Annotated in this window: 18 protein-coding genes and 2 pseudogenes; 18 read left to right on the top strand and 2 right to left on the bottom strand. The window is 66.2% G+C overall.

The window, feature by feature from the left end; all coding sequences use genetic code 11:
• Positions 1–322 precede the first annotated feature (322 nt).
• The 18 genes and pseudogenes from AB5S17_RS22575 to AB5S17_RS22490 all read left to right on the top strand — a co-directional run.
• Positions 323–457 (top strand): annotated as a pseudogene (locus AB5S17_RS22575) (IS630 family transposase); the annotation flags it as partial.
• A gap of 782 nt (positions 458–1239) precedes the next feature.
• Positions 1240–1854, top strand: a complete 615-nt coding sequence (locus tag AB5S17_RS22570) for a tetratricopeptide repeat protein (protein ID WP_369243442.1) — start codon at positions 1240–1242, stop codon at positions 1852–1854.
• A 212-nt stretch (positions 1855–2066) separates the two neighbouring features.
• Positions 2067–2762: a hypothetical protein gene (locus AB5S17_RS22565; protein WP_369243441.1), complete on the top strand. Its 696-nt coding sequence runs from the start codon at positions 2067–2069 to the stop codon at positions 2760–2762.
• Positions 2763–3052: 290 nt separating this feature from the next.
• A complete protein-coding gene (locus AB5S17_RS22560) occupies positions 3053–4528 on the top strand; it encodes a type II and III secretion system protein family protein (protein ID WP_369243440.1) in 1476 nt (491 codons plus the stop codon).
• On the top strand, positions 4525–4830 hold the full coding sequence (locus tag AB5S17_RS22555) for a hypothetical protein (protein WP_369243439.1): 306 nt from the start codon (positions 4525–4527) through the stop codon (positions 4828–4830). Before AB5S17_RS22560 ends, AB5S17_RS22555 begins: the two co-directional genes overlap by 4 nt.
• Before the next feature lie 132 nt (positions 4831–4962).
• Positions 4963–5781, top strand: coding sequence for a Flp pilus assembly protein CpaB (cpaB, locus tag AB5S17_RS22550; protein WP_369243438.1), 819 nt, complete (start codon positions 4963–4965; stop codon positions 5779–5781).
• Positions 5778–7079, top strand: coding sequence for a CpaE family protein (locus AB5S17_RS22545; RefSeq protein WP_369243437.1), 1302 nt, complete (start codon positions 5778–5780; stop codon positions 7077–7079). Before cpaB ends, AB5S17_RS22545 begins: the two co-directional genes overlap by 4 nt.
• 20 nt (positions 7080–7099) lie before the next feature.
• Positions 7100–7552, top strand: a complete 453-nt coding sequence (locus AB5S17_RS22540) for a TadE/TadG family type IV pilus assembly protein (RefSeq protein WP_369243436.1) — start codon at positions 7100–7102, stop codon at positions 7550–7552.
• Complete coding sequence (locus AB5S17_RS22535) at positions 7549–7953, top strand: TadE/TadG family type IV pilus assembly protein (protein WP_369243435.1); 405 nt, start codon at positions 7549–7551, stop codon at positions 7951–7953. Before AB5S17_RS22540 ends, AB5S17_RS22535 begins: the two co-directional genes overlap by 4 nt.
• A 369-nt stretch (positions 7954–8322) precedes the next feature.
• A complete protein-coding gene (locus AB5S17_RS22530) occupies positions 8323–9657 on the top strand; it encodes a CpaF family protein (RefSeq protein ID WP_369243444.1) in 1335 nt (444 codons plus the stop codon).
• On the top strand, positions 9657–10664 hold the full coding sequence (locus AB5S17_RS22525; RefSeq protein ID WP_369243443.1) for a type II secretion system F family protein: 1008 nt from the start codon (positions 9657–9659) through the stop codon (positions 10662–10664). Before AB5S17_RS22530 ends, AB5S17_RS22525 begins: the two co-directional genes overlap by 1 nt.
• Positions 10665–10670: 6 nt before the next feature.
• Positions 10671–11633 carry a type II secretion system F family protein gene (locus tag AB5S17_RS22520; protein ID WP_369243434.1) on the top strand — a complete coding sequence of 321 codons (963 nt, stop codon included), beginning with the start codon at positions 10671–10673 and terminating at the stop codon, positions 11631–11633.
• Complete coding sequence (locus AB5S17_RS22515; protein ID WP_369243433.1) at positions 11630–12910, top strand: pilus assembly protein TadG-related protein; 1281 nt, start codon at positions 11630–11632, stop codon at positions 12908–12910. Before AB5S17_RS22520 ends, AB5S17_RS22515 begins: the two co-directional genes overlap by 4 nt.
• A gap of 95 nt (positions 12911–13005) precedes the next feature.
• Positions 13006–13323 (top strand): annotated as a pseudogene (locus AB5S17_RS22510) (phosphatase PAP2 family protein); the annotation flags it as partial.
• A gap of 45 nt (positions 13324–13368) precedes the next feature.
• Positions 13369–14004, top strand: a complete 636-nt coding sequence (locus tag AB5S17_RS22505; RefSeq protein WP_369243432.1) for a DedA family protein — start codon at positions 13369–13371, stop codon at positions 14002–14004.
• Positions 14005–14382: 378 nt separating this feature from the next.
• Complete coding sequence (locus AB5S17_RS22500) at positions 14383–15048, top strand: hypothetical protein (RefSeq protein ID WP_369243431.1); 666 nt, start codon at positions 14383–14385, stop codon at positions 15046–15048.
• Positions 15049–15109: 61 nt separating this feature from the next.
• Positions 15110–15541, top strand: a complete 432-nt coding sequence (locus AB5S17_RS22495) for a hypothetical protein (RefSeq protein WP_369243430.1) — start codon at positions 15110–15112, stop codon at positions 15539–15541.
• Positions 15542–15551: 10 nt separating this feature from the next.
• Positions 15552–15980, top strand: coding sequence for a hypothetical protein (locus tag AB5S17_RS22490; protein WP_369243429.1), 429 nt, complete (start codon positions 15552–15554; stop codon positions 15978–15980).
• An 81-nt stretch (positions 15981–16061) separates the two neighbouring features.
• Here the strand turns inward: AB5S17_RS22490 and AB5S17_RS22485 are convergent, their stop codons facing one another.
• Both AB5S17_RS22485 and AB5S17_RS22480 read right to left on the bottom strand, forming a co-directional pair.
• On the bottom strand, positions 16062–18230 hold the full coding sequence (locus AB5S17_RS22485) for a PAS domain S-box protein (protein WP_369243428.1): 2169 nt from the start codon (positions 18228–18230) through the stop codon (positions 16062–16064).
• Between the two features lie 320 nt (positions 18231–18550).
• Positions 18551–19429 (bottom strand): diguanylate cyclase (locus AB5S17_RS22480; protein WP_369243427.1); only part of this gene is annotated, 879 nt, incomplete at its 5' end.

Genomic DNA, 19429 nt, shown 5'->3' with positions numbered 1-19429 from the left:
GTGAACAAGCTCAAGCTCGTGAAGCGGCAGATGTACGGGCGTGCCAAGCTCGATCTCCTCGAAGCCCGACTGCTCGGCGCCGCCTGATCGTCATCGAGAGTGCGTCAGACCCCCGTTTGGACGCCGATGAGGGGTCCCGTTCCAAAGCCGTTTGACAATCAGTTCGTAGCGTAGGCGCTTGACGCCGAGCCGCCGGTCTCGTCGCAGCGCGAGAATGCGCTGCTCCCCGACCTCGGATACCGCCGGGCGCTTGATCTGACTCTCCGGGGATTCCTTGTCGGGTGCTGGTGAGATTCCCTTCTGTGAGCAGAGGAGGAAGAGCATGGCGTTGAGGATCAGCGAAGCTCTGTCGGCGGCGGAATTGCGGGCGCTTGCGCGCCGGGAGACGAATGGTCGCGTGGCGAGCCGGCTTTTAGCCCTGGCGAACGCGTTGTCCGGCCTGAGCCGAGCGGAGGCGGCGCCGGCCCGAACCAGCAGCCCGACAGGAGCGAGAACCCGATTGATCGTGGCTGCACTGAGTTCACACAGCCGACCACGTAAAGCCTCCTCAAGAGTGAGACGACCGTGCCGCTCCATCGTCGGGATCAGCGGCGGAATGAGGGGCTTCAACCGCTTCCCGCAGCTTCGATCAGAAGCTTCCCAAAGCACAGCCAGAGCTTCTCGTACGGCCCCGCCATAAACCCGACGCCCTCATCGTGGCTTTGAACGATCCACGATATGATCTCGCCGAAGGAGCCGCACCGTATGCTTGCGGTGATACCCGGAGATCTCCGCGAACTCCGTCAGGATCCGCCCCTTCTCCCCTCGGGTCGCACCACGGTATCATACCGCAACAGCAGTCAGCAGCTAATTCGTGTGCACATGCTGATCCGTCTCGTGCCTGCCCGCAGAACACAACCGCGCGGCCAACACCTTTAATGATGCAATGGAGTACTCTTCAGGAACAACTCAGGTGACGCAATGCGCCAGATTGCACGATGCGACGCGATGTTGCCGGCGCTCATCTCCCGGCTCTAACGACGGCTCTGACCGCCCGCAGGCGATGCCTCCGCTTCCGTCTGAGACCTGCGCCCCGTCCGGCACCGACGGCCGGTGCAACCCTGACCTTTGCCGCCCTGGCGCCGTCAACAGCCCGTTAAGCAGACGGGGCTAGCTTGCGGGCAAGACGACGCCCGGGAGTGCGGTTGCGCCTCCCGTCCCTTCCTCCTCTTGCACGCAGCGCGGGACCCGGACCAAAGCATGATCACGATCCGAGCCCTTTCGGCCGTGGCCGCGCTGGCGGGATTCCTGACCGCCTGCCAGTCCTCCGGTCTCGACGGCGAGTCTGGCCGATCGCTGCTCGGCTATCCCGCCACGGCGGATGCCGGCACCGGCGAGAGCCTGACCGACGCAAGGCGGCAGTTTCGTGCGGCGCATTACGGCCTCGCTTACGACATCTACAAGCGGGTGGCCGACAGAGAGCCAAAGAACCCCTCGGCCTGGCTGGGCCTTGCCGCCTCGGCCGACGAGCTCGGCCGCTTCGACACGGCCGACCAAGCCTACGGCGCGCTGGCGAAGCTGAAGCCCGGAACGCCCGAGCTTTACAACAATATGGGCTATTCCCGCCTGCTGCGCGGCGATCTGAAGCAGGCCTACATCTATCTGACCTATGCCCGGCAACTGGCGCCCGNGAAGCTGAAGCCCGGAACGCCCGAGCTTTACAACAATATGGGCTATTCCCGCCTGCTGCGCGGCGATCTGAAGCAGGCCTACATCTATCTGACCTATGCCCGGCAACTGGCGCCCGGCGATCCGACCGTCACTAACAACATGCAGCTTCTGCGCAACGGAGCGAACGCGGCGGGCGGCCGATGACGCCCGAGGCGGGGCCGCATACGGAGCGCCGCTCGGCGTCGCGACGCCGCGCGCACGGGGGCGCGGGGGTGTCGTTCGCCGGCTTATGGCATGTAATCGAACCCGAATCCGTCGCTGCGGGACGGGCTGGCGGGCAGCATGGATAAGCGTTTGGGTAAATCGCCGGATTTCGACCCCGTCGGATCAAGGCGTTCGCGGTGCGGAGTGGGTTCATGATCGCGACGACGGCAGGTCGGGAGAACGGCGAAGCCGCGCACGACATGCGGCAGGACGCCGGCGGCTGCGCATCCGCCCGCCAGCGCCTCGCCCACAGCCTCGTCGGGCCGCGGGCGGTGCTGTTTATCGGCGGAGCCGGCTTTTCCGCCGGGCTCACCGTCGCCATCGTCACGATCGCGCTGATGCGTCCGATGCAGACGTTGGAGCGCATCAGCGGCCGGATCGATGCGCTCGACGGCATGGAGGCGCGGCTGCGCGACGACATGGCGCGCAACGCCGACAAGGTCGACGGCCTGATCCGCCAGCATGCCGACCGCTCCGACGCCAGGCTTAACGATGTCGCCCAGACCCTCGGCAGCCTGCGACAGGACGTCTCGGAGGCTACGCATGCCTCCGCCAGAACGGCGAACAATGTCGACGAATCCCTCAGCCGGATGCTCGTCACCATCGCCGATCTGACCATTCCAGCACCGGCGTCGAGCAACGAGAAGGCCACAGCCAGCGACCGCAAGGAAATCGCCGCTCCTCTCGTGGCTCCGACCGTCGAGACTGCCGTGCCTGCCCCCACGGCTGCACCCGTCCGCGGGGCGGTGCGTTTCGAGCGACAGGAGCTTGCCGACGGTTCGGTCGCCTATCGCCGCGTCGATTTCGCGGCGGTCGGCGCCAACCGCCGCAGTCCCCATCGCCGCTGAACCGCGGTGACGGGCACTTAACCACTTTCGCGCATCAGTCGGACGAAAGGCGGAGGTTCAGCCGTCCCGTCATGACGAGCGCGCGGGGGGGCTGCAGGGGTCCGCCCGCCGCAACGATTGGAATGTTCAATGCGACACCGACGGCTTGACGAAGTGCTCCACCGCCATTCCGGCGTCCTTCGGACAAAGCGCAGCACCGTCGCGAGACGTCGCGCGACGGCATGCCCGGTCCTGATGCCCCTGCAGTGGGAATGGTGAGGCAAATGTCGCGAAACGGTTCGAACAGGAAATTGCGGACGATCGCTCGGCGGCGAGCCGAACGACTGGTCCTGCTTGGCCTGTTGCTGGCAGTCTTCGCCGCCGCGCTCGCCGCGCCTCGTCCGGCCCTGGCGCAGCAGCGCTCGATCGCCATCGGCAATGGCTCGGTGTCGCGGATCTCCGTCCCGCCCGGCAGGACGCTGACGATCAACACCGACCGCTCATTTGCCAATCTCGTCGTCGGCGATGCCAAGATCGCCGACGTCGTGCCGCTGTCCGACCGCGGCTTCTACATCCAAGGCATTGCGGCCGGCCGCACAAACATCTCGATCTATGACGGCGGCGACAGGCTTCTCGGCGTGGTCGACGCCCATGTCAGCCTCGACATGTCCGAGGTCGCGGCCGCGATCCGGACCGCCGTGCCCGGCGCGTCCGTCCGGGTGACGAACGTCAACAACCGCATCGCCCTCAGCGGAACGGTGCAGTCCGCGCCGGATGTCCAGCGGATCGTCGATGTCGCGCAGCAGTTCTCGAACGACCCGGTGATCAACGCGCTCGCGGTGCGCGAGGCGCAGCAGGTCGCGCTGGAAGTTCGGGTTCTCGAAGCTCGGCGCAGCGCCGGGCGCGATCTCGGCGTCAATTTCCGCGCGATCAACGCCGGGGCGGGTCTCGTGGCCACATCGGGCGCGCGGCTTCGCATCAATGCCGACCCGAACACCGCGCAGCCGACGACCTATCTCGACAATGACGGCGAGCGCAATTCGCAGGGCACGCCCTTCGGCACGCTCGTCGCCAATGTCCTGCAGAATGCCGGCCTGCGCATCGACGTCATCATCAACGCGCTGGAGAAGAAGGGCCTCGCCCGCCGGCTGGCCCAGCCGAACCTGACCACGATCAGCGGCGAGAAGGCGAGCTTCCACGCCGGCGGCGAGGTGCCGATCCAGACGCTTGCCGCCGCCAACGGCGTCGCGACGGCCAAGACCGAATACCGCCCCTACGGCGTGCGGCTGGAGTTCCTGCCGACGGTTCTCGCCGATGGCCTGATCAATCTGCGCGTCATGACCGAGGTCAGCGAGATCGACGGCGCCATCAACGTCAACGGCAATCCCGGCTTCACCTCGCGCCGGGCGCAGACGGTGATCGAGCTGCGCGACGGCCAGAGCTTCGCGATGGCGGGCCTCTTGCAAACGGTGAACGCCAAGACGATCCAGCAGCTTCCCTGGCTCGGCAACCTGCCGGTGCTCGGCGCGCTGTTCCGCTCCACGAGCTTCCAGAAGCAGGAGAGCGACCTCGTCATCGTGGTGACGCCGCGCCTCGTCAGGCCGGCCGGTCCCGGCGAGCCGATCCACTCGCCGCTCGATGAGACGCGGCCTTCGAACGATACCGAGCTCTTTGCTCTTGGCCTGTTGGAAGTCGACAAGAGCGGGATCGATGCGATCCGCTCCGGCGCCGGCATCTCCGGGCCTTACGGGCATATGCTCGATTTCGACGATCGGAGGTCGCAGTGACGTCCCGGCACGTTGGACCCGTTCTCGCCGCCTTCGTCCTTCTCGGCGGCTGTGCCGAATATGTCGACCACAGCGACAAGATCTATGCCGGCGCGGGCGATGCCAACGCGGCCAATCTCGCGATCCAGAGGGTCGACGCCTTTCCTCCCTATCGCGACGTGACCGAGATTCGCACCGCCGGAGCGGTCGCGGCGCGCGCCCAGCGGCAATACCTGACCGGCAAGACTGCTGCCGGCGGCGACGCGACGGCGGCCGGCAGTGGCGCAACGACGTCCAGCGAACCGGCTCCGGCGACGCCGTAGGCGGCATCCGCCGGCCGGCAAAGATGCGTGGAATTCGATCGGGCATCTTAACCGGCGGACAATCGAAACCGGCTAGATTCTGCAAATGCTGTTGAACTCTTCGAAGGCCACACCTCTGGCACGACGGTCGCGATGATCCGCTATCTCATCCTGACGGCAGCTCTCGGTTCGGGAGGCGTCGCCGCCTGGCTCAGCGTGGCCGGGACCCCGCCGAAGGAGAAGCCGGCCGTCGTGGCCGAGCAAAGACCCGTGGCGACTTCCGACATCCTCGTCGCGGCGGCCGACGTCGCGGCCGGCGAGGAGATCAAGCCGGCCGATCTGCGCTGGAAGGCCTGGCCGGCGGCGGCGCTCGCGCCGAGCTTCATCGCACGCTCGACTCATCCGGGCGCGCTCAAAACGCTGGCGAATTCGCGCGCGCGCCAGCGCTTGCGCAAGGGCGACCCGCTCAGCCAGGACGCTCTCGCCGCGCCGGGCGCCGGATTCATGGCGACCGTCCTGCCGTCGGGCAAGCGCGCCGTCGCTGTCCGGGTCTCGGCCGAGGCGACGGCCGGCGGCTTCGTCCTGCCGAACGACCGCGTCGACGTCATCCATACGACCACGTCCAAGGGTGCGGCCAGCGGCCAACCCGTCAGCACAAGCCGCGTGATCCTCCAGGACGTGCGCGTGCTTGCCGTCGATCAGAGCCAGGAGAGCAACGCCAAGAGCGATCAGAAAGCCGTGGTCGGTCGCACGGCGACACTCGAACTCGATATCGGCCAGGTCGAGACCATCACCGCAGCCGCGGCGTCTGGCACCCTGACCCTGGCGCTTCGCTCCGCCATGGACGGGGCGGTGGCGTCGGCGCCCGCTCCGACGCGGCACACGGTCACCGTGCGCCGCGACCGGGCCGTGGAGGTCGTCACGGTTTCGGCCCATACGGCCTGGCCGCAAGCATCATCCGAGGTCCGATGAGCCTCGACGCCGATACGACCCCGCAGGCCACAGAGGCTGCCAGCCCGCCAGCCGGCGTCCCGGCGCCGCCGGACAGCGCCGCGCCGGAGCCGAGCGGTGCGCTCCCCCGCGTCGAAATGGCTGTCTTCGCCGACAGCGAGGCCTTTGCCGAATGCGCTGCGGCCGCCGAGCGCGACCGCCGCCTGCGGCGGATGCGCATGACGCTCCACCGGGGCGGCATCGATGCCGCCGTCGAGATCTATCGCAAGGCCCGCACACCGAGCCTCGTCGTCGTCGAAAGCCAGGACGACGAGGAGCGCCTGTTCGGCGAGCTGCAGAGGCTTTCCGAGGTCTGCCTGCAGAGCACGCGGGTGATCGTCGTCGGCCGAAAGAACGATATCGGCCTCTACCGGACCCTGCTCGAACAGGGCATCAGCGAATATCTGGCCATGCCGGTGGACACGCCGACCCTGATCCAGGCGATCGGCCGGCTGTGCCAGCGCGACGTCGCGCGCCCTGCCGGCAAGGTCTGCGCCTTCTTCGCCGCGTCCGGCGGGGCCGGCTCGTCGACGCTCGCCCACAATGTCGCCTGGTCGCTCGCCAACGACCACGACTGCGACGCCATCCTGATCGACCTCGACCTCGCCTTCGGCACCGCCGGCCTCGACTTCGACCTGCCGGCGACGGACGGGCTCGCGGAAGTCCTGCGCGACGTCGAACGGCTCGACGAGGTGCTTCTGGAGCGGATGGTCGCCCATCGCGGCGACCGGCTCTCCATCCTTACCCCGTCGCTGGCGCTCGCCGAGCATTTCGAGCCGCGCGGCTCGGCGCTCGACCGGCTTCTGGAACTCTGCCGGGCAACGGCGAAGATGACCATCCTCGACCTGCCGCACCACTGGGCGCCCTGGGTGAGGCATATTCTGATCGATGCCGACGAGATCGCCGTCACCGCAGCGCCGAACCTTGCGGGTCTGCGCAACTTCAAGAGCATCGCCGCGCAACTGGCGGCAGCGCGCCCGAACGACCGTGCCGCCCGACTGCTGCTCAACCAGGTGGGTCTGCCCAAGCGACCCGAGATCAAGCCGGCCGAATTCGCCAAGGCCGCCGGGGTCGAGCCGGATCTGGCGCTGGCCTTCGATGCGCCGCTCTTCGGCCGCGCCTCGAACGACGGGCGGATGATCGGCGAGGCCACGGCCCGATCGCCGGCCATGCGCGCGATCGCCCGCTTTGCCGGGAGACTCGTCGAGGAGGAAAGCGAGAAGCGCGACAGGCCGGCGGCGGGGCTCGCCCGGCTGTTCAGGCGGCGGGCGCGGGGATGAGCCCGGCCGGTTCCGGAGGCATGGCCGGTTTCGCTCGATCCTGCGAGGGCGTCGCCGCCATCGAATTCGCTCTGATCGTTCCGGTCCTGTGTTTCGCGCTCCTGGCCATGACCGATATCGGCTTTGCCATCGGCGAGCGGATGGGCATGGACCAGGCGCTGCGCACGGGCGCGGAGATCGCGTTGGCCGACCCGGGCACGGGGCCGGTATTTGACGCCGTCGAGGCGAGCGCGGCGCCGCAGTTCACCGTCGTGGCCGCGCCCCAGACGCCCGGTGCGGACGGCTTTTCGCTGGATGTCGAGCGCTTCTATGCCTGCCCCGAGACACCGGATACCGCCGTCGCGGCGACGACGACCTGTGCGGGCTCCACGCCGACCGCCGCCTTCTACGAACTCTCGGCCACGAAGGACTACAGCGGCCTGACGCTTCCCAGCTTCGCGATCGGAGCGCGGCTCAAGGTGCAGATCCGGTGAGCGGGGCCGCCTCGCGCCTGCGCCGGTTCGGCCGCGACGAGGCGGGCGCGACGGCGGTCGAATTCGCGATCGTCTGCCTGCCGCTGCTGCTCGTCATCTTCGGGATACTGGACTTCGGCCGAGCGCTGAACGCGCGCAACGATCTCGGCTATGCGGCGGGCGTCGCAAGCCGGCGGGTGCTGGTCGACCCCGGCCTGTCCGACGCCGATCTCGAACAGGCCGTACGAGACGCCTTTTCCAGCGGCGATCCCGCGCAGCTCCAGATCGCCGTCGGCACCCAGACGGGCGGCGGCACGAATTTTCGCACGCTGAGCGTCACCTATCCGTTCACCTTTCTCCTCGTCCCCGCGCTGGACGGCACGATCACCCTCGACGTCGCCCGCAAGATCCCCGTGAAATAGCCGGCTGTAGCGGGCGCGTTCGTAGAGGAATCAGGTGATCGGGAGCGGGCGATGACGTCCACTCGCCCCTCTTCCGCCAGATGGCAATGCTCGGGATGGACAGAGCCTTTCGCCACGATCCGTCGAATTGTACCGATGGGGTTCACGGCACTGAAAATGCAATCGAATTAGGTTGTCTTCCGATCAGGATGAAACACGCGTCTTCCAATCCCCGAAGGGCTGACGCGCGAATGCCTGAGGTGAAACGGGACGGCAGGCTGTCGGCCCGCATCGGAGGCGGTAGTGTTCGGAAAGAAGCTCGACGACGATCTGGCCCCTTATCCCGTTCCCCTCGCCGACGCCGTTCCCGTGCCGGCCGAGCCGGTCGAGGTGGCACCCGTCCGCGAGTTGCGCCCCGAAAAGAAGGCCGCAAATTCCGGCAAGTATCAGGACCTGAAACGGCAGATCTTCGCGGCGCTGGTCGACGCGATCGACGTCTCGGTCATCTCCACGATGGACCCGGACGACGCGCGTCAGGAAATCGTCGGCATCGTCACCGAGATCATCGGCGCCAAGAAGGTGCAGATCTCGATCGTCGAGCAGGACGCCCTGGTCAAAGAGATCTGCGACGACGTCCTCGGCTACGGCCCGCTCGAACAGCTTCTCGCGCGCGACGACATCGCCGACATCATGGTCAATGGTTGCGATCCGATTTTCATCGAGGTCGGGGGCAAGGTACAGGAAACCGACATCCGGTTCCATTCGAATGATCAGCTCCTGAACGTGTGCCAGCGCATCGTCTCGAAAGTCGGCCGGCGCGTCGACGAGGCGAGCCCGATCTGCGACGCCCGGCTCGAGGACGGCAGCCGCGTCAACGTCATCGCGCCGCCGCTGGCGATTCACGGCCCCTCGCTCACCATCCGCAAGTTCAAGAAGGACAAGCTGACCCTCGACCAGCTCGTCCGATTCGGCGCGATCTCGCCGGAGGGCGCCACCATTCTGGAGATCATCGGCCGGGTGCGCTGCAACGTCATCATCTCGGGCGGCACCGGCTCGGGCAAGACGACGCTGCTCAACTGCCTCACCCGCTACATCGATCCGGACGAGCGCATCATCACCTGCGAGGACTCGGCCGAACTGCAGCTCCAGCAGCGCCACGTCGTCAGCCTCGAGACCCGGCCCCCGAACATCGAGGGCGAGGGCGAGATCACCATGCGCCACCTCGTCAAGAACTGCCTGCGCATGCGCCCCGAGCGCATCATCGTCGGCGAGGTGCGCGGGCCGGAGGTCTTCGATCTTCTGCAGGCGATGAACACCGGCCATGACGGCTCGATGGGCACGATCCACTCCAACAGTCCGCGCGAATGCCTCAAGCGCATGGAATCGATGATCGCCATGGGCGGCTTCACCCTCCCGGCAACCACCGTGCGCGAGATCATCGTGGGCTCGGTGGACGTCATCATCCAGGCGACGCGCCTGCGCGACGGCTCGCGCCGCATCACCCACATCACCGAGGTGCTCGGCATGGAGGGCGACGTCATCACGACCCAGGACCTCTTCGTCTACGACATCCTCGGCGAGGACGCGAAAGGCAAGATCGTCGGCAAGCACCGCTCGACAGGCGTCGGCCGTCCGGCCTTCTGGGAGAGGGCCCGCTACTACAACGAGGAGAAGCGCCTCGCGGCCGCGCTCGACGCCGCCGAAAAGGGAGGGCTCGCTGCGTGATGCCCGTTCCTGGTCTCGACTGGCATGCCGTGATGGTCGGCCTTCTCTCGGTGTTCGCCTTTGGCGGCACAGCCTTGGCGGTCGTCGGCGCGCCCTCGCGCAGCGGCCGCGCCTACCGGACGCGGTTTGCCGAGATCGCCGCGCAGAAAGCGGCCGCCCGCGGGGGAACCGCCGGCGAGGCGGCATCGCGCCGGCGCTCGATTGAGGACACGCTGCACGAGATCGAGGAGAGGCAGCGGGCCGGCGCGCGGCGCAAGGCGCCCAAGCCAAGCCTGGCGCGGCGCCTCAAGCAGGCGGAGCTGACCTGGTCGAAGCGCTTCTATTTCATGGTCTGCGGCATCGCCGGTCTCGCTGTGACGGCCGCGGCGATGGCGCTCGGCCTGAAACCCACTGCCGCCGCAGGGTTTGGGCTCGCCGGCGGCCTCCTCATCCCGCATCTCGTTGTGAACTTTCGCCGGGCCCGGCGTCTGAAGCGGTTCTCGAACTTCTTTCCCTCGGCGGTCGACGTCGTCGTTCGCGGCGTCAAGTCCGGCCTGCCGCTCACCGACTGCCTGCGCATCATCGCCTCCGAGGCCGAGGAACCCGTACGCAGCGAATTCAAGATCGTTGTCGAGGATCAGACCATCGGCATATCGATCCAGGAGGCGATCCAGCGGCTCGCCGAGCGCGTGCCGCTGTCGGAGACCAACTTCTTCTCGATCGTGATCGGCATCCAGAGCCGCACCGGCGGCAGCCTGTCGGAATCCCTCGGCAACCTCTCGAAAGTCTTGCGCGAGCGCAAGAAGATGCGCGCAAAGATCAGCGCGATGAGCACCGAGGCGAAGACTTCCGGCATGATCATCGGTGCTCTGCCCCTGATCGTCGCCGGACTCGTCTATCTGTCGAACCGTGAATACATCATGCTGCTCTTCGAAGAGCGGATCGGCAACATCGTACTGGCGATATGCGGCGTGTGGATGATGATCGGCGTCATGGTCATGCGCAAGATGATCTCGTTCGATTTCTGAAGGTCGATGCCCATGCTCTCGTTCCTGCCAGACAGCGAAATGCTGACCGCCGCGCTTGCCGGCGTATCGGCCTCGCTCGCCATCGTCACCGTCGCCTGGCCCTATCTCGCCCCCGACAGGCTGGCCGAGCGCATGCGCCAGGTGGACACCGAGCGCGAGGAGATCCGCACGCGCGAGCGAGCGCAGCTCTCCAACCGGCGCGAGGGGCTGCTGCGCGAACCGCCGAAGCGGCTCTACCAGATCATCGTCGACCGGCTGAACCTGTCCTCCAAGGTCGAGGACGGCGAGATGGCGAAAATGCTGCGCATGGCCGGCTATCGCGGCCGCGGTCCGATGATCCGCTTTCTCGCCGCGCGGGTGATCGCCTCGGGCGCCTTCGCGGTCCTGGCCCTGTCCTATGCGATCCTGGTCCTGGCGTTCACCGTTCCAACAGCGCTCGCGGCCGCGCTGGCGGCGGCCGTCCTCGGCTATCAGGCGCCGCGGATCTACATCAAGAATCGTATCGGGAAGCGGCAGACCTCGATCCGCCGCGCCTGGCCGGAGGCGCTCGACCTCATGCTGATCTGCGTCGAGGCGGGCATGAACGTCGAGGGCGCCTTTCGCAAGGTGTCTGAGGAGATCGGCCTGCAGTCGGTGGAGCTTGCCGAGGAACTGAACTTGACGACGGCCGAGCTGTCCTATCTGCAGGACCGGCGCAGCGCGCTCGAAAACCTCGGGCAACGCACCGGGCTCGAGGGCGTGCGGGCGGTGATGACCGCGCTGATCCAGGCCGAACGCTACGGCACCCCGGTCGGCCAGGCGCTGCGGGTGCTGGCCCAGGAGAACCGCGACATGCGGATGGCCGAGGCCGAGAAGAAGGCGGCCGCCCTGCCGCCCAAGCTGACCGTGCCGATGATCGTCTTCTTCCTGCCGGTGCTCTTCGCGATCATCCTGACGCCGAGCATCATCCGCATCATGGGCGCGAAATGACTGCCCGCCTCTTCCGGTGCATCAAGGAGGCGCTCGCCGACCGGCGCGGCTCGGTCAGCGTCCTGGCCGCCCTCATGCTGCCGATCGTCGTCGCCGGCATCGCGCTCGGAGCCGAGACTGGCGTTTGGTACTACAAGCAGCGCGCGCTGCAGAACGCCGCCGACGTCGCCGTGCATGCCGCCGCCGTGCGCAAGCGCTCGGGCGCCGACCTTTCGGACATGCAGGCGAGCGCGCTCCACATCGCACGCGAGAGCGGCTTTGCCGGCGCCGACACCGGCTTCGTGACAAATTCGCCCGCGACCGCCGGAGCGCTGGCGGGGGATGCGAGCAGCGTCGAGGTGGTCGTCGCCGAGGTCCAGCCACGGCTGCTCTCGGCGATCTTCGACGACACCCCCCTCACCTTGAGCGCACGCGCGGTGGCGAAGATCTCGGAGGGCTCGAAGGCCTGCATCCTCGCGCTGGCGCCGACGGCTTCGGGCGCGGTGACGGTCTGGGGATCGACGACGGTGACGCTAGAGGGCTGCGACGTCGCATCCGATTCGAACGCGCCGGACGCCTTCTCAATGGGCGGGAGCGGACAGCTCTCGGCCGACTGCATCTATTCGGTGGGAGGCGCCGTCACCACGGCGGGGCTCACCCTGTCCGTCTGCGACGCGATTCGCGAGAACGCGGCCGTCATCGCCGATCCCTATCGCTATGTCGCGGAACCGGCGAACCAAGGAACGTGCAACGGCAAAAATGTCGGCAACACACACGGCATAACGACGCTGACGCCGGTCGAGAACCACCCCAGCGGGGTGAAGGCCATGCGCTTCTGCGGCGGCCTCAGCATCAAGGGCGACACGACGTTCGAGCCCGGCCTCTACATCATCGATGGCGGCGACTTCACCGTGAACGGCTCGATGGCGCAGCTCATCGGATCGGGCGTCACCTTCTACTTGACCGGCGGCGCGCAGCTCAAGCTGACGGGAAACGCCTCGCTGAACCTGTCGGCACCGACCACCGGCCCCTTCGCCGGCATCCTGTTCTTCGGAGGCCGGGACCAGACCGGCATCGACCACACTCTTGCCGGCACGTCCGATTCGGTGCTGCAGGGGGCGGTCTACACGCCGGCCTCGGGGATCACCTATCGCGGCAATTCGGCGACGACCGACGCCTGCACGCAGATCGTCGCCTATACCGTCGAGCTCAGCGGCAATTCCTCGCTCGGCTCCCAGTGCGAGGCGATTGGGGGCCGCGACATCGTCTCAAGCGCGGCAATCACGCTCGTAGAGTAGCGACGAAGCACATAGGCGCTGAAAACGCTTCGCGGATTGGGACACGGTGCCAGTGACCGTCGACCGGCTGAAGGGCACGGTCTGCCCCGGCCCAGATCTTCCGCACGCGGCCCTACGATGCCGGCGTCACCCATCTCCTCGTCGCGCGGAGCGGCGACTTCTCCTTTCCCTCGGACCATGCCACCGCGACCTTCGCCATCGCCGCGGCCTTCCTGTCGCATGGCATGACCCGCCGCGGCTGAGCCTTTCTTGCGGCCGCGGTGCTTGTCGCGTTCTCGCGCGTCTATGTCGGCACCCATTATGCCAGTGATGTCCTCGGCGGGATGGCGACGGGTATTATCGCCTCCCTGTTCGTCCAGGAGGCATACCGCGAGGGAACGCGGCCCGACCGCTTCGTCACCGGGATCCTGTAGGAGGCCGCCCTGCACGTTCTGACCTCCGCGCCGATCCAGGACCTGGTGCAGACCTACGGCCTCTGGCTGGTCTTCGCGCTGGTCATGCTGGAGAGCATGGGCCTGCCGCTGCCCGGCGAGACGGCGCTGATCTCCGCGGCCCTCTATGCCGGGACGACCCACAAGCTCGGCATTGCGTCCGTCATCGGCGTGGCAGCCCTGGCGGCCATCCTCGGCGACAACCTCGGCTACCTCATCGGGCGGACCATCGGCTTCAAGCTGCTGGCGCGCTACGGCCGCTTCATCCGGCTCGACGAGGCGCGGCTGAAGATCGGCCAGTACCTGTTCCTGCGGCATGGCGGGAAGATCGTCTTCTTCGGCCGGTTCATCGCCTTTCTCCGGGCCTTCGCGGCGCATCTCGCCGGCGCCAACCGCATGGCCTGGTCGAAGTTCCTGCTGATGAACGCCCTCGGCGGCGGGACCTGGGCGGCGCTGTTCGGCGGCGGCGCCTATGTCTTCGGGGAAGCCATCGACAGGATCGCCGGGCCGGTGGGCTACGGGCTTCTCGCGGTCGGAATCTTTTTCGCTGCGGCCGGCCTGATCTTCTTCCGGCGGCATGAGAAGGATCTCGCGGCGCGAGCGCATGCGGCATTTCCGGGCCCGCTTCCGGTGCGGAGCCATTCGCGACTCATCGTTCCATGAACAGGACGCCCTCGAGCCACCGGTAAGTCCCGACCTTCTGGATCGGTCATCTACACCAGCACGTAGACGATAGCGGCCAGCGCCGCGATCGCGATAAGCCCCCCAAGGCTGCCCAGAAGCAGCAGGTCTCCCATAGCCGGCATTCGGGTTGGAGGCATCATTGGGCCGAGGAATCTCCGAGGCTGGGCAAGTGAGGCAAAGCGGGCACTAACGACAAACTAGAATTGCTGCACTGCAGCATGCAACTGGCGAGACTGACCGCCTTAAATAAAGGTCATTTCGTGTCATAGCCAATTAAGATGCAACCGCAGTCGTTCTGCCCAGGTTGTTCAGGCCTATCTTGGCGCGAGCCAAGAGATCAACCAGGGAGAGCATCCTATGAAGCTTCTACACACGACCGCGCTGGCGACTCTGCTTGTTGCCGGAACCGCGGCTGGCGCTTGGGCCCAGTCATCCTCCTCGACCCTCGGCACCGGCGGAACGACCATCCAAAACGGCACGTCATCCAGCACGATCGGTACGGGGGGCTCCAGCGCCTCCTCAGGGGACGGCTCGGGCTCCGGTTCCGCCTCGACCCTCGGCACCGGCGGCACGTCGGTCGGCGGCGGCATGTCGTCCTCTTCGATCGGCACCGGCGGTTCGGCAGCGGGATCGGGTGATGGTTCGGGTTCCGCCTCGACACTGGGCACCGGCGGGACGTCCGCAGGCGGCGGCACGTCGTCGTCCTCCGTAGGCACTGGCGGCTCGGCTGCGGGCTCGGGAAGCGATGGCGGCTCCGGCTCGGCCTCAACCCTCGGCACGGGCGGCACCTCGGCTGGCGGCGGCACGTCGTCTTCGTCTGTCGGCACCGGCGGATCGGCAGCGGGATCGGGAAGCGATGACGGCTCCGGCTCGGCCTCGACCCTCGGAACCGGCGGCACCTCGGCCGGTGACGGCATGTCGTCCTCCTCGGTCGGCACCGGCGGTTCGGCGGCAGGCGCGGCTCAGGATGACACTTCCAACAAGAGCTGCCCTCCGGGTCAGGCGAAGAAGAACAAGTGCTGATCCAGCCATGATGTGGGTCGGCCCAGCGGGCCGACCCACCCTCACGACCAGGGAGACTCTCATGGGTCAGATATCGACATGGATCGGTGCCTGCGGCGTAACCCTCGGCAGTCTTGTGCTCGCCGGGCATGCTTCAGCCGAAGACCAGAATGGTGTTGAAATGCGCGACGGCTGCCGCGTGATCCACCAAGGCGATCACAGCGGCGGAGGTGCGAACGATATGTCCGGTTCACAAATCGGAAGCAGAGTCACTGCCGGAAACGGCACGGTGTCGGGCTCAACCACTTTGCCTGGGCAGCCGCAGACCTCCGTCACGGCGGGCAACGGTCAGGTGACGACCTCGAACAGCGGCAATGGTCAAAGTGTGACGGTGACGAACCGCGGTAACGATTCATCGACCTCGACGTCCTCGTCGACGTACTCGACCAGCGGCAGTGGCGGCGTCACCGTGACCACATCGTCGGATGGCGACTGTGTGATAACAACCCACTGAGGTAAAACCAATGAAGACATTATCCGTGCTCGCGATACTGTCGCTCTGCGCCCTTCCGATTTCTGCTCACGCAGACGACGCGGCAACTGTTGGATCCGCAGGATCGGCCGCGGCGGGCGTTACGTCTGCTTCCACGCTGGGGACCGCAGGTGCTTCTACCAGTGATAACGGCGACTATGCCGCATCGATCGGTTCTGGAGGCAGCGCCGCCTCGGCTGGAGGGAAGGCCAAGAGCCAGACCAAGGTCAATGCCAACCCGTTCAAGTTGAACGCTCATTCGAAAGCAATGGCTCACGACGGGGGCACGTTCTCGAAATCGAAAACCAAGACCAAGGTGAAGGGCGGCGATTTGTCGAGCCGGACCAAGACCATGTCTCATGTCCCGGGCCAAAAGCCGGTGATGAACCGCACCCAGTCGGATGCCAGCCTCAGTCAATGACCGGTGCGGACTCGTCTCCCGGTGAGGATGGCAGAACACAGCGTCGTTCGCCTGCCCCACGGCCTCGGCGCAGCCGTCCGGTCATTGGGAGGCCAGGGTGAAGCGGATCGTGCAGACGACACCAGTTTCGGGATAGGCGAGTTCTACCTCGGCATTCGTCTCGGCGCCGAGGCCGCTCATCAGGAGCCGCGACCCGAAACCCTTCCGCGTCGGAGGAGTGACGGTCGGACCGGAGGCTTCCCGCCACGTGAGGACGACCTGGGGCGCTCGGGGGTGGGAGAGCTCCCATTCGACCGACACACGTCCGGCAGAGGTCGAGAGCGCGCCATATTTGACGGCGTTGGTCGCCAGCTCATGCAGCGCCAGGGACAGCGAAAGAACGGTTGGGGGCGGCAACCGGATGCGCGGTCCACGGATCGTTACGTGGTTTGCGCCCTCGCCTTGGAACGGCTGTAGGGCGCGATCGACAACCTCGGAAAGCTCACCTCCACGCCAATGCTCCTGCGTCAGAACGTCATGAGCTTTAGCGAGAGCACTAATGCGCGACAACAGAGCCGCCTGAACCTCCGCAGGATCGTCATGGAAGCGGAGCGTCTGCTGCGCCACGGCTTGCACGATAGCCAGGGTGTTCTTGACGCGATGGTTCAACTCGCCAATCAGCAGCCGCTGCTGTTCCTCCCACTGCCTACGATCGGTCGCATCCATGATGATGCCGCGCGACTGCAGGGCACGACCATGTTCATCCCGCAAATAATCGCCGCGGGCGTTGATCCAGCGGACCGTCCCGTCCGGCATGAGCAGCCGGAACTCCATCTCGAACTTGTGCACGTTGGGGTCCAGCACGGTGCTGAACTGCCGGGCGATGCGATCCAGATCCTCCGGGTGGTGTCGCGCCGCCATGTCCTCGAGCGTCAGCCGATGCTGCGGCGGGTAGCCGAAGATCTCGTTCAGCCGCGGTGACCCGTTTAGTTCGCGGGTGACGTTGTTGAAGGTGTAAAGAGCGAGCGATCCGGCAGCCAGCGCCGCCTGAAGGTCCTTTTCGCGCTGGCGCAGGTCCTCTTCCGCTTGTCGCCAATCGGTGATGTCGATCACGATGCCGACAAGCTTGACGGGGGCTCCCCCGAAGAACAGCACTTCAGCGCGCAGAAGGTGCCAGTGAACAGATCCGTCAGGCCATTGGTAGCGGTATTCAGATTGGATGAAGCGTTCGCCTCGCGCCAGGCGGGCCTGCGCTTCCTGGCGGACCCTCTCCAGATCACCGTCGTAGTAGTTGGCTCGAATTTCTTCGATGGAAAGGTTGTGATCCAGGCTGACCCCCAGCAGTCGGTTCAGCTCGGCCGAGCCCGTCACAGTCTCCGTTGCAATGTCGTAATCCCAGACCGCCATCCGCCCGGCTTCCATTGCCATTTGGAGACGGGTCTGGCTCTCCTGCCGAGCCTGCTCGGCGAACTTACGATCGGAAATATCAAAAAGAACACCGAGGTAGCGCTGCTGCGCCCCCGACTGCTGGATTTCCGCCCGCAGCCACAGCCAACGGACCTGGCGGGTGTCCGGCCGGATGTACCGGAATTCGACTTCGATGAAGCGAGCTTCGTCTGGGGGTAGATCAACCGACAGAGCCTGCAGCCGCTCCCGTTCGCCCGGGTAGAAATTCTGGCGGATCTGCTCGGCCGAGGGGGCTGCGTCCTCCGGATAGCCTAGGATGCGGTTGAGTTCAGGAGATCCGTGCAAGATGTCCGTTCCGAGCTCGAGCTCGAAACTCGCCATGCGCCCGGCGACCATGGCCAGTCGCAGGCGTAGCGCCACATCTTCGGTCGCACGCGCGGCGGCTTCCTTCTCCTGGGCAAGCCTCCATTCCGCCGTCCGATCCCGGACGATCTTGACGAACCCAATCCTGCGGTTCGCGTGGTCGATCAGGGGCAGCACCTCTCCTCGCGCCCAGAAGCGGCTGCCGTCCTTACGCACATGCCAACGGTCGTCGGCACCGCGGCCACGTTCCCGCGCGGCCTGCATCTCCGCCGCCAGGACGCCGATCGCCTGATCGTCGGGCATGAAGAGCCGGTTGGCCGAATGGCCTACGATTTCCGCGGCAGTCCAGCCGAAAAGCCGCTGCGCTCCCTTGCTCCAGAAGACGACGGTACCTGCATCATCGAGCGCGACAACAGCATAATCGACGGCGCTGGAGAGAATTGTCTGAAGAAGCCCCTCCGGAGGCTCAGGGGGATGACAAAGGGTAGGATCGGCGGCCACCACGTGCTCCGGCAGTCGAATGCTTCTTATCGATTAGCATCCGACCTGATGGGGCGCCATTTCTTTCGTCGCCAGCTTCAGGGAGGGAACCAAACGTCCCAGAACGTGACGGACACAGAAACATCTCGGCGGAAGGATGCAACCGCCGAGCTGCTTCTGCTGTCCTTTTCCGAGGCGTAGGGGACGTTCCGCCTCGGGTAAACAAGGCAGAGGCGGAAGAAGCGCCGAAGGATGTCAGCGTCGGGTGTCACAAGTTGTTTCAGGTGCCCGGCCGCCGTGTATATCGCCGAGACGGAATGGGACTAGGCGGGGGACTGATGCTATCCCAGCCTCGGCACCTCCCGAACCGCTTCACCGAACTTAAGCCGTTCCATCTGCTCTTCGAAGATGACGTAGCCGCTCCGGCCGGACTTTTTCACGCGGTACAGAGCCACGTCCGCCCGGCGAACCAGATCAAGCTGTGTCAGCGTATCCCGGAAGGCGATGGCGACGCCGATCGAGATTCCGATGACCACCTGTTGCTTGGCCACCTCGAACGGGCTCTGAATGGCCTCGACGATGCGGCGTGAGAGAACTTCAATCTCCATTCGGTCGGTGACCGCGTCTCGCAGAACCGCGAACTCGTCACCGCCCAGCCGCGCGACCATGTCTTCGCCGGAGACCAACGAAAGCAGCCTCGCCGCCACCTGGCGGATCAGTTCGTCACCGGCCTGGTGGCCGAGGGTGTCGTTGACGTCCTTGAAGCGATCTAGATCCAGATAGAGCACCGCGAAGCTTCGCTTCGTCTGCTCGAACTCCTGAAGCCGTTGTTCAAGTCGCTGATCGAAGGAGAAGCGGTTCGCGAGGCCGGTCAGCGCGTCGTGATGCGCCATATGCTCGATCTGCCTCTGTGAACTGACGAGCTTCCGGGTTGTGCGGTAAAGTCGGAACAGGAGGAGCCCGGCGAGCACGAGGATGACCGTCCCTGCCCCCGCCAAGATCGGCACCATCCGGTCAAGCACTTTCATTCCCGGCTGCTGCACCGTCCAGAGCAGATAACCGATGTCTGTGCCGTCGGTCGCCAGCGGAAACGCGGCTTCATGAGGGCCGAGATGCCCGGTCCAGGAGAACCGCGGGTTCCGGATCAGGAAGTCCGACGCCAGCTTCGACAGGAACGGTCCGTCGAGGAATTCGACAGCCACGTGGACCGGTTCCTGTCC

Source organism: Jiella sp. M17.18, assembly GCF_041027365.1.
Lineage (GTDB): Bacteria > Pseudomonadota > Alphaproteobacteria > Rhizobiales > Rhizobiaceae > VKMB-3413.
The sequence above is the reverse complement of the archived record's forward strand: the minus strand, read 5'-3'. Positions and strand labels throughout refer to the sequence as shown.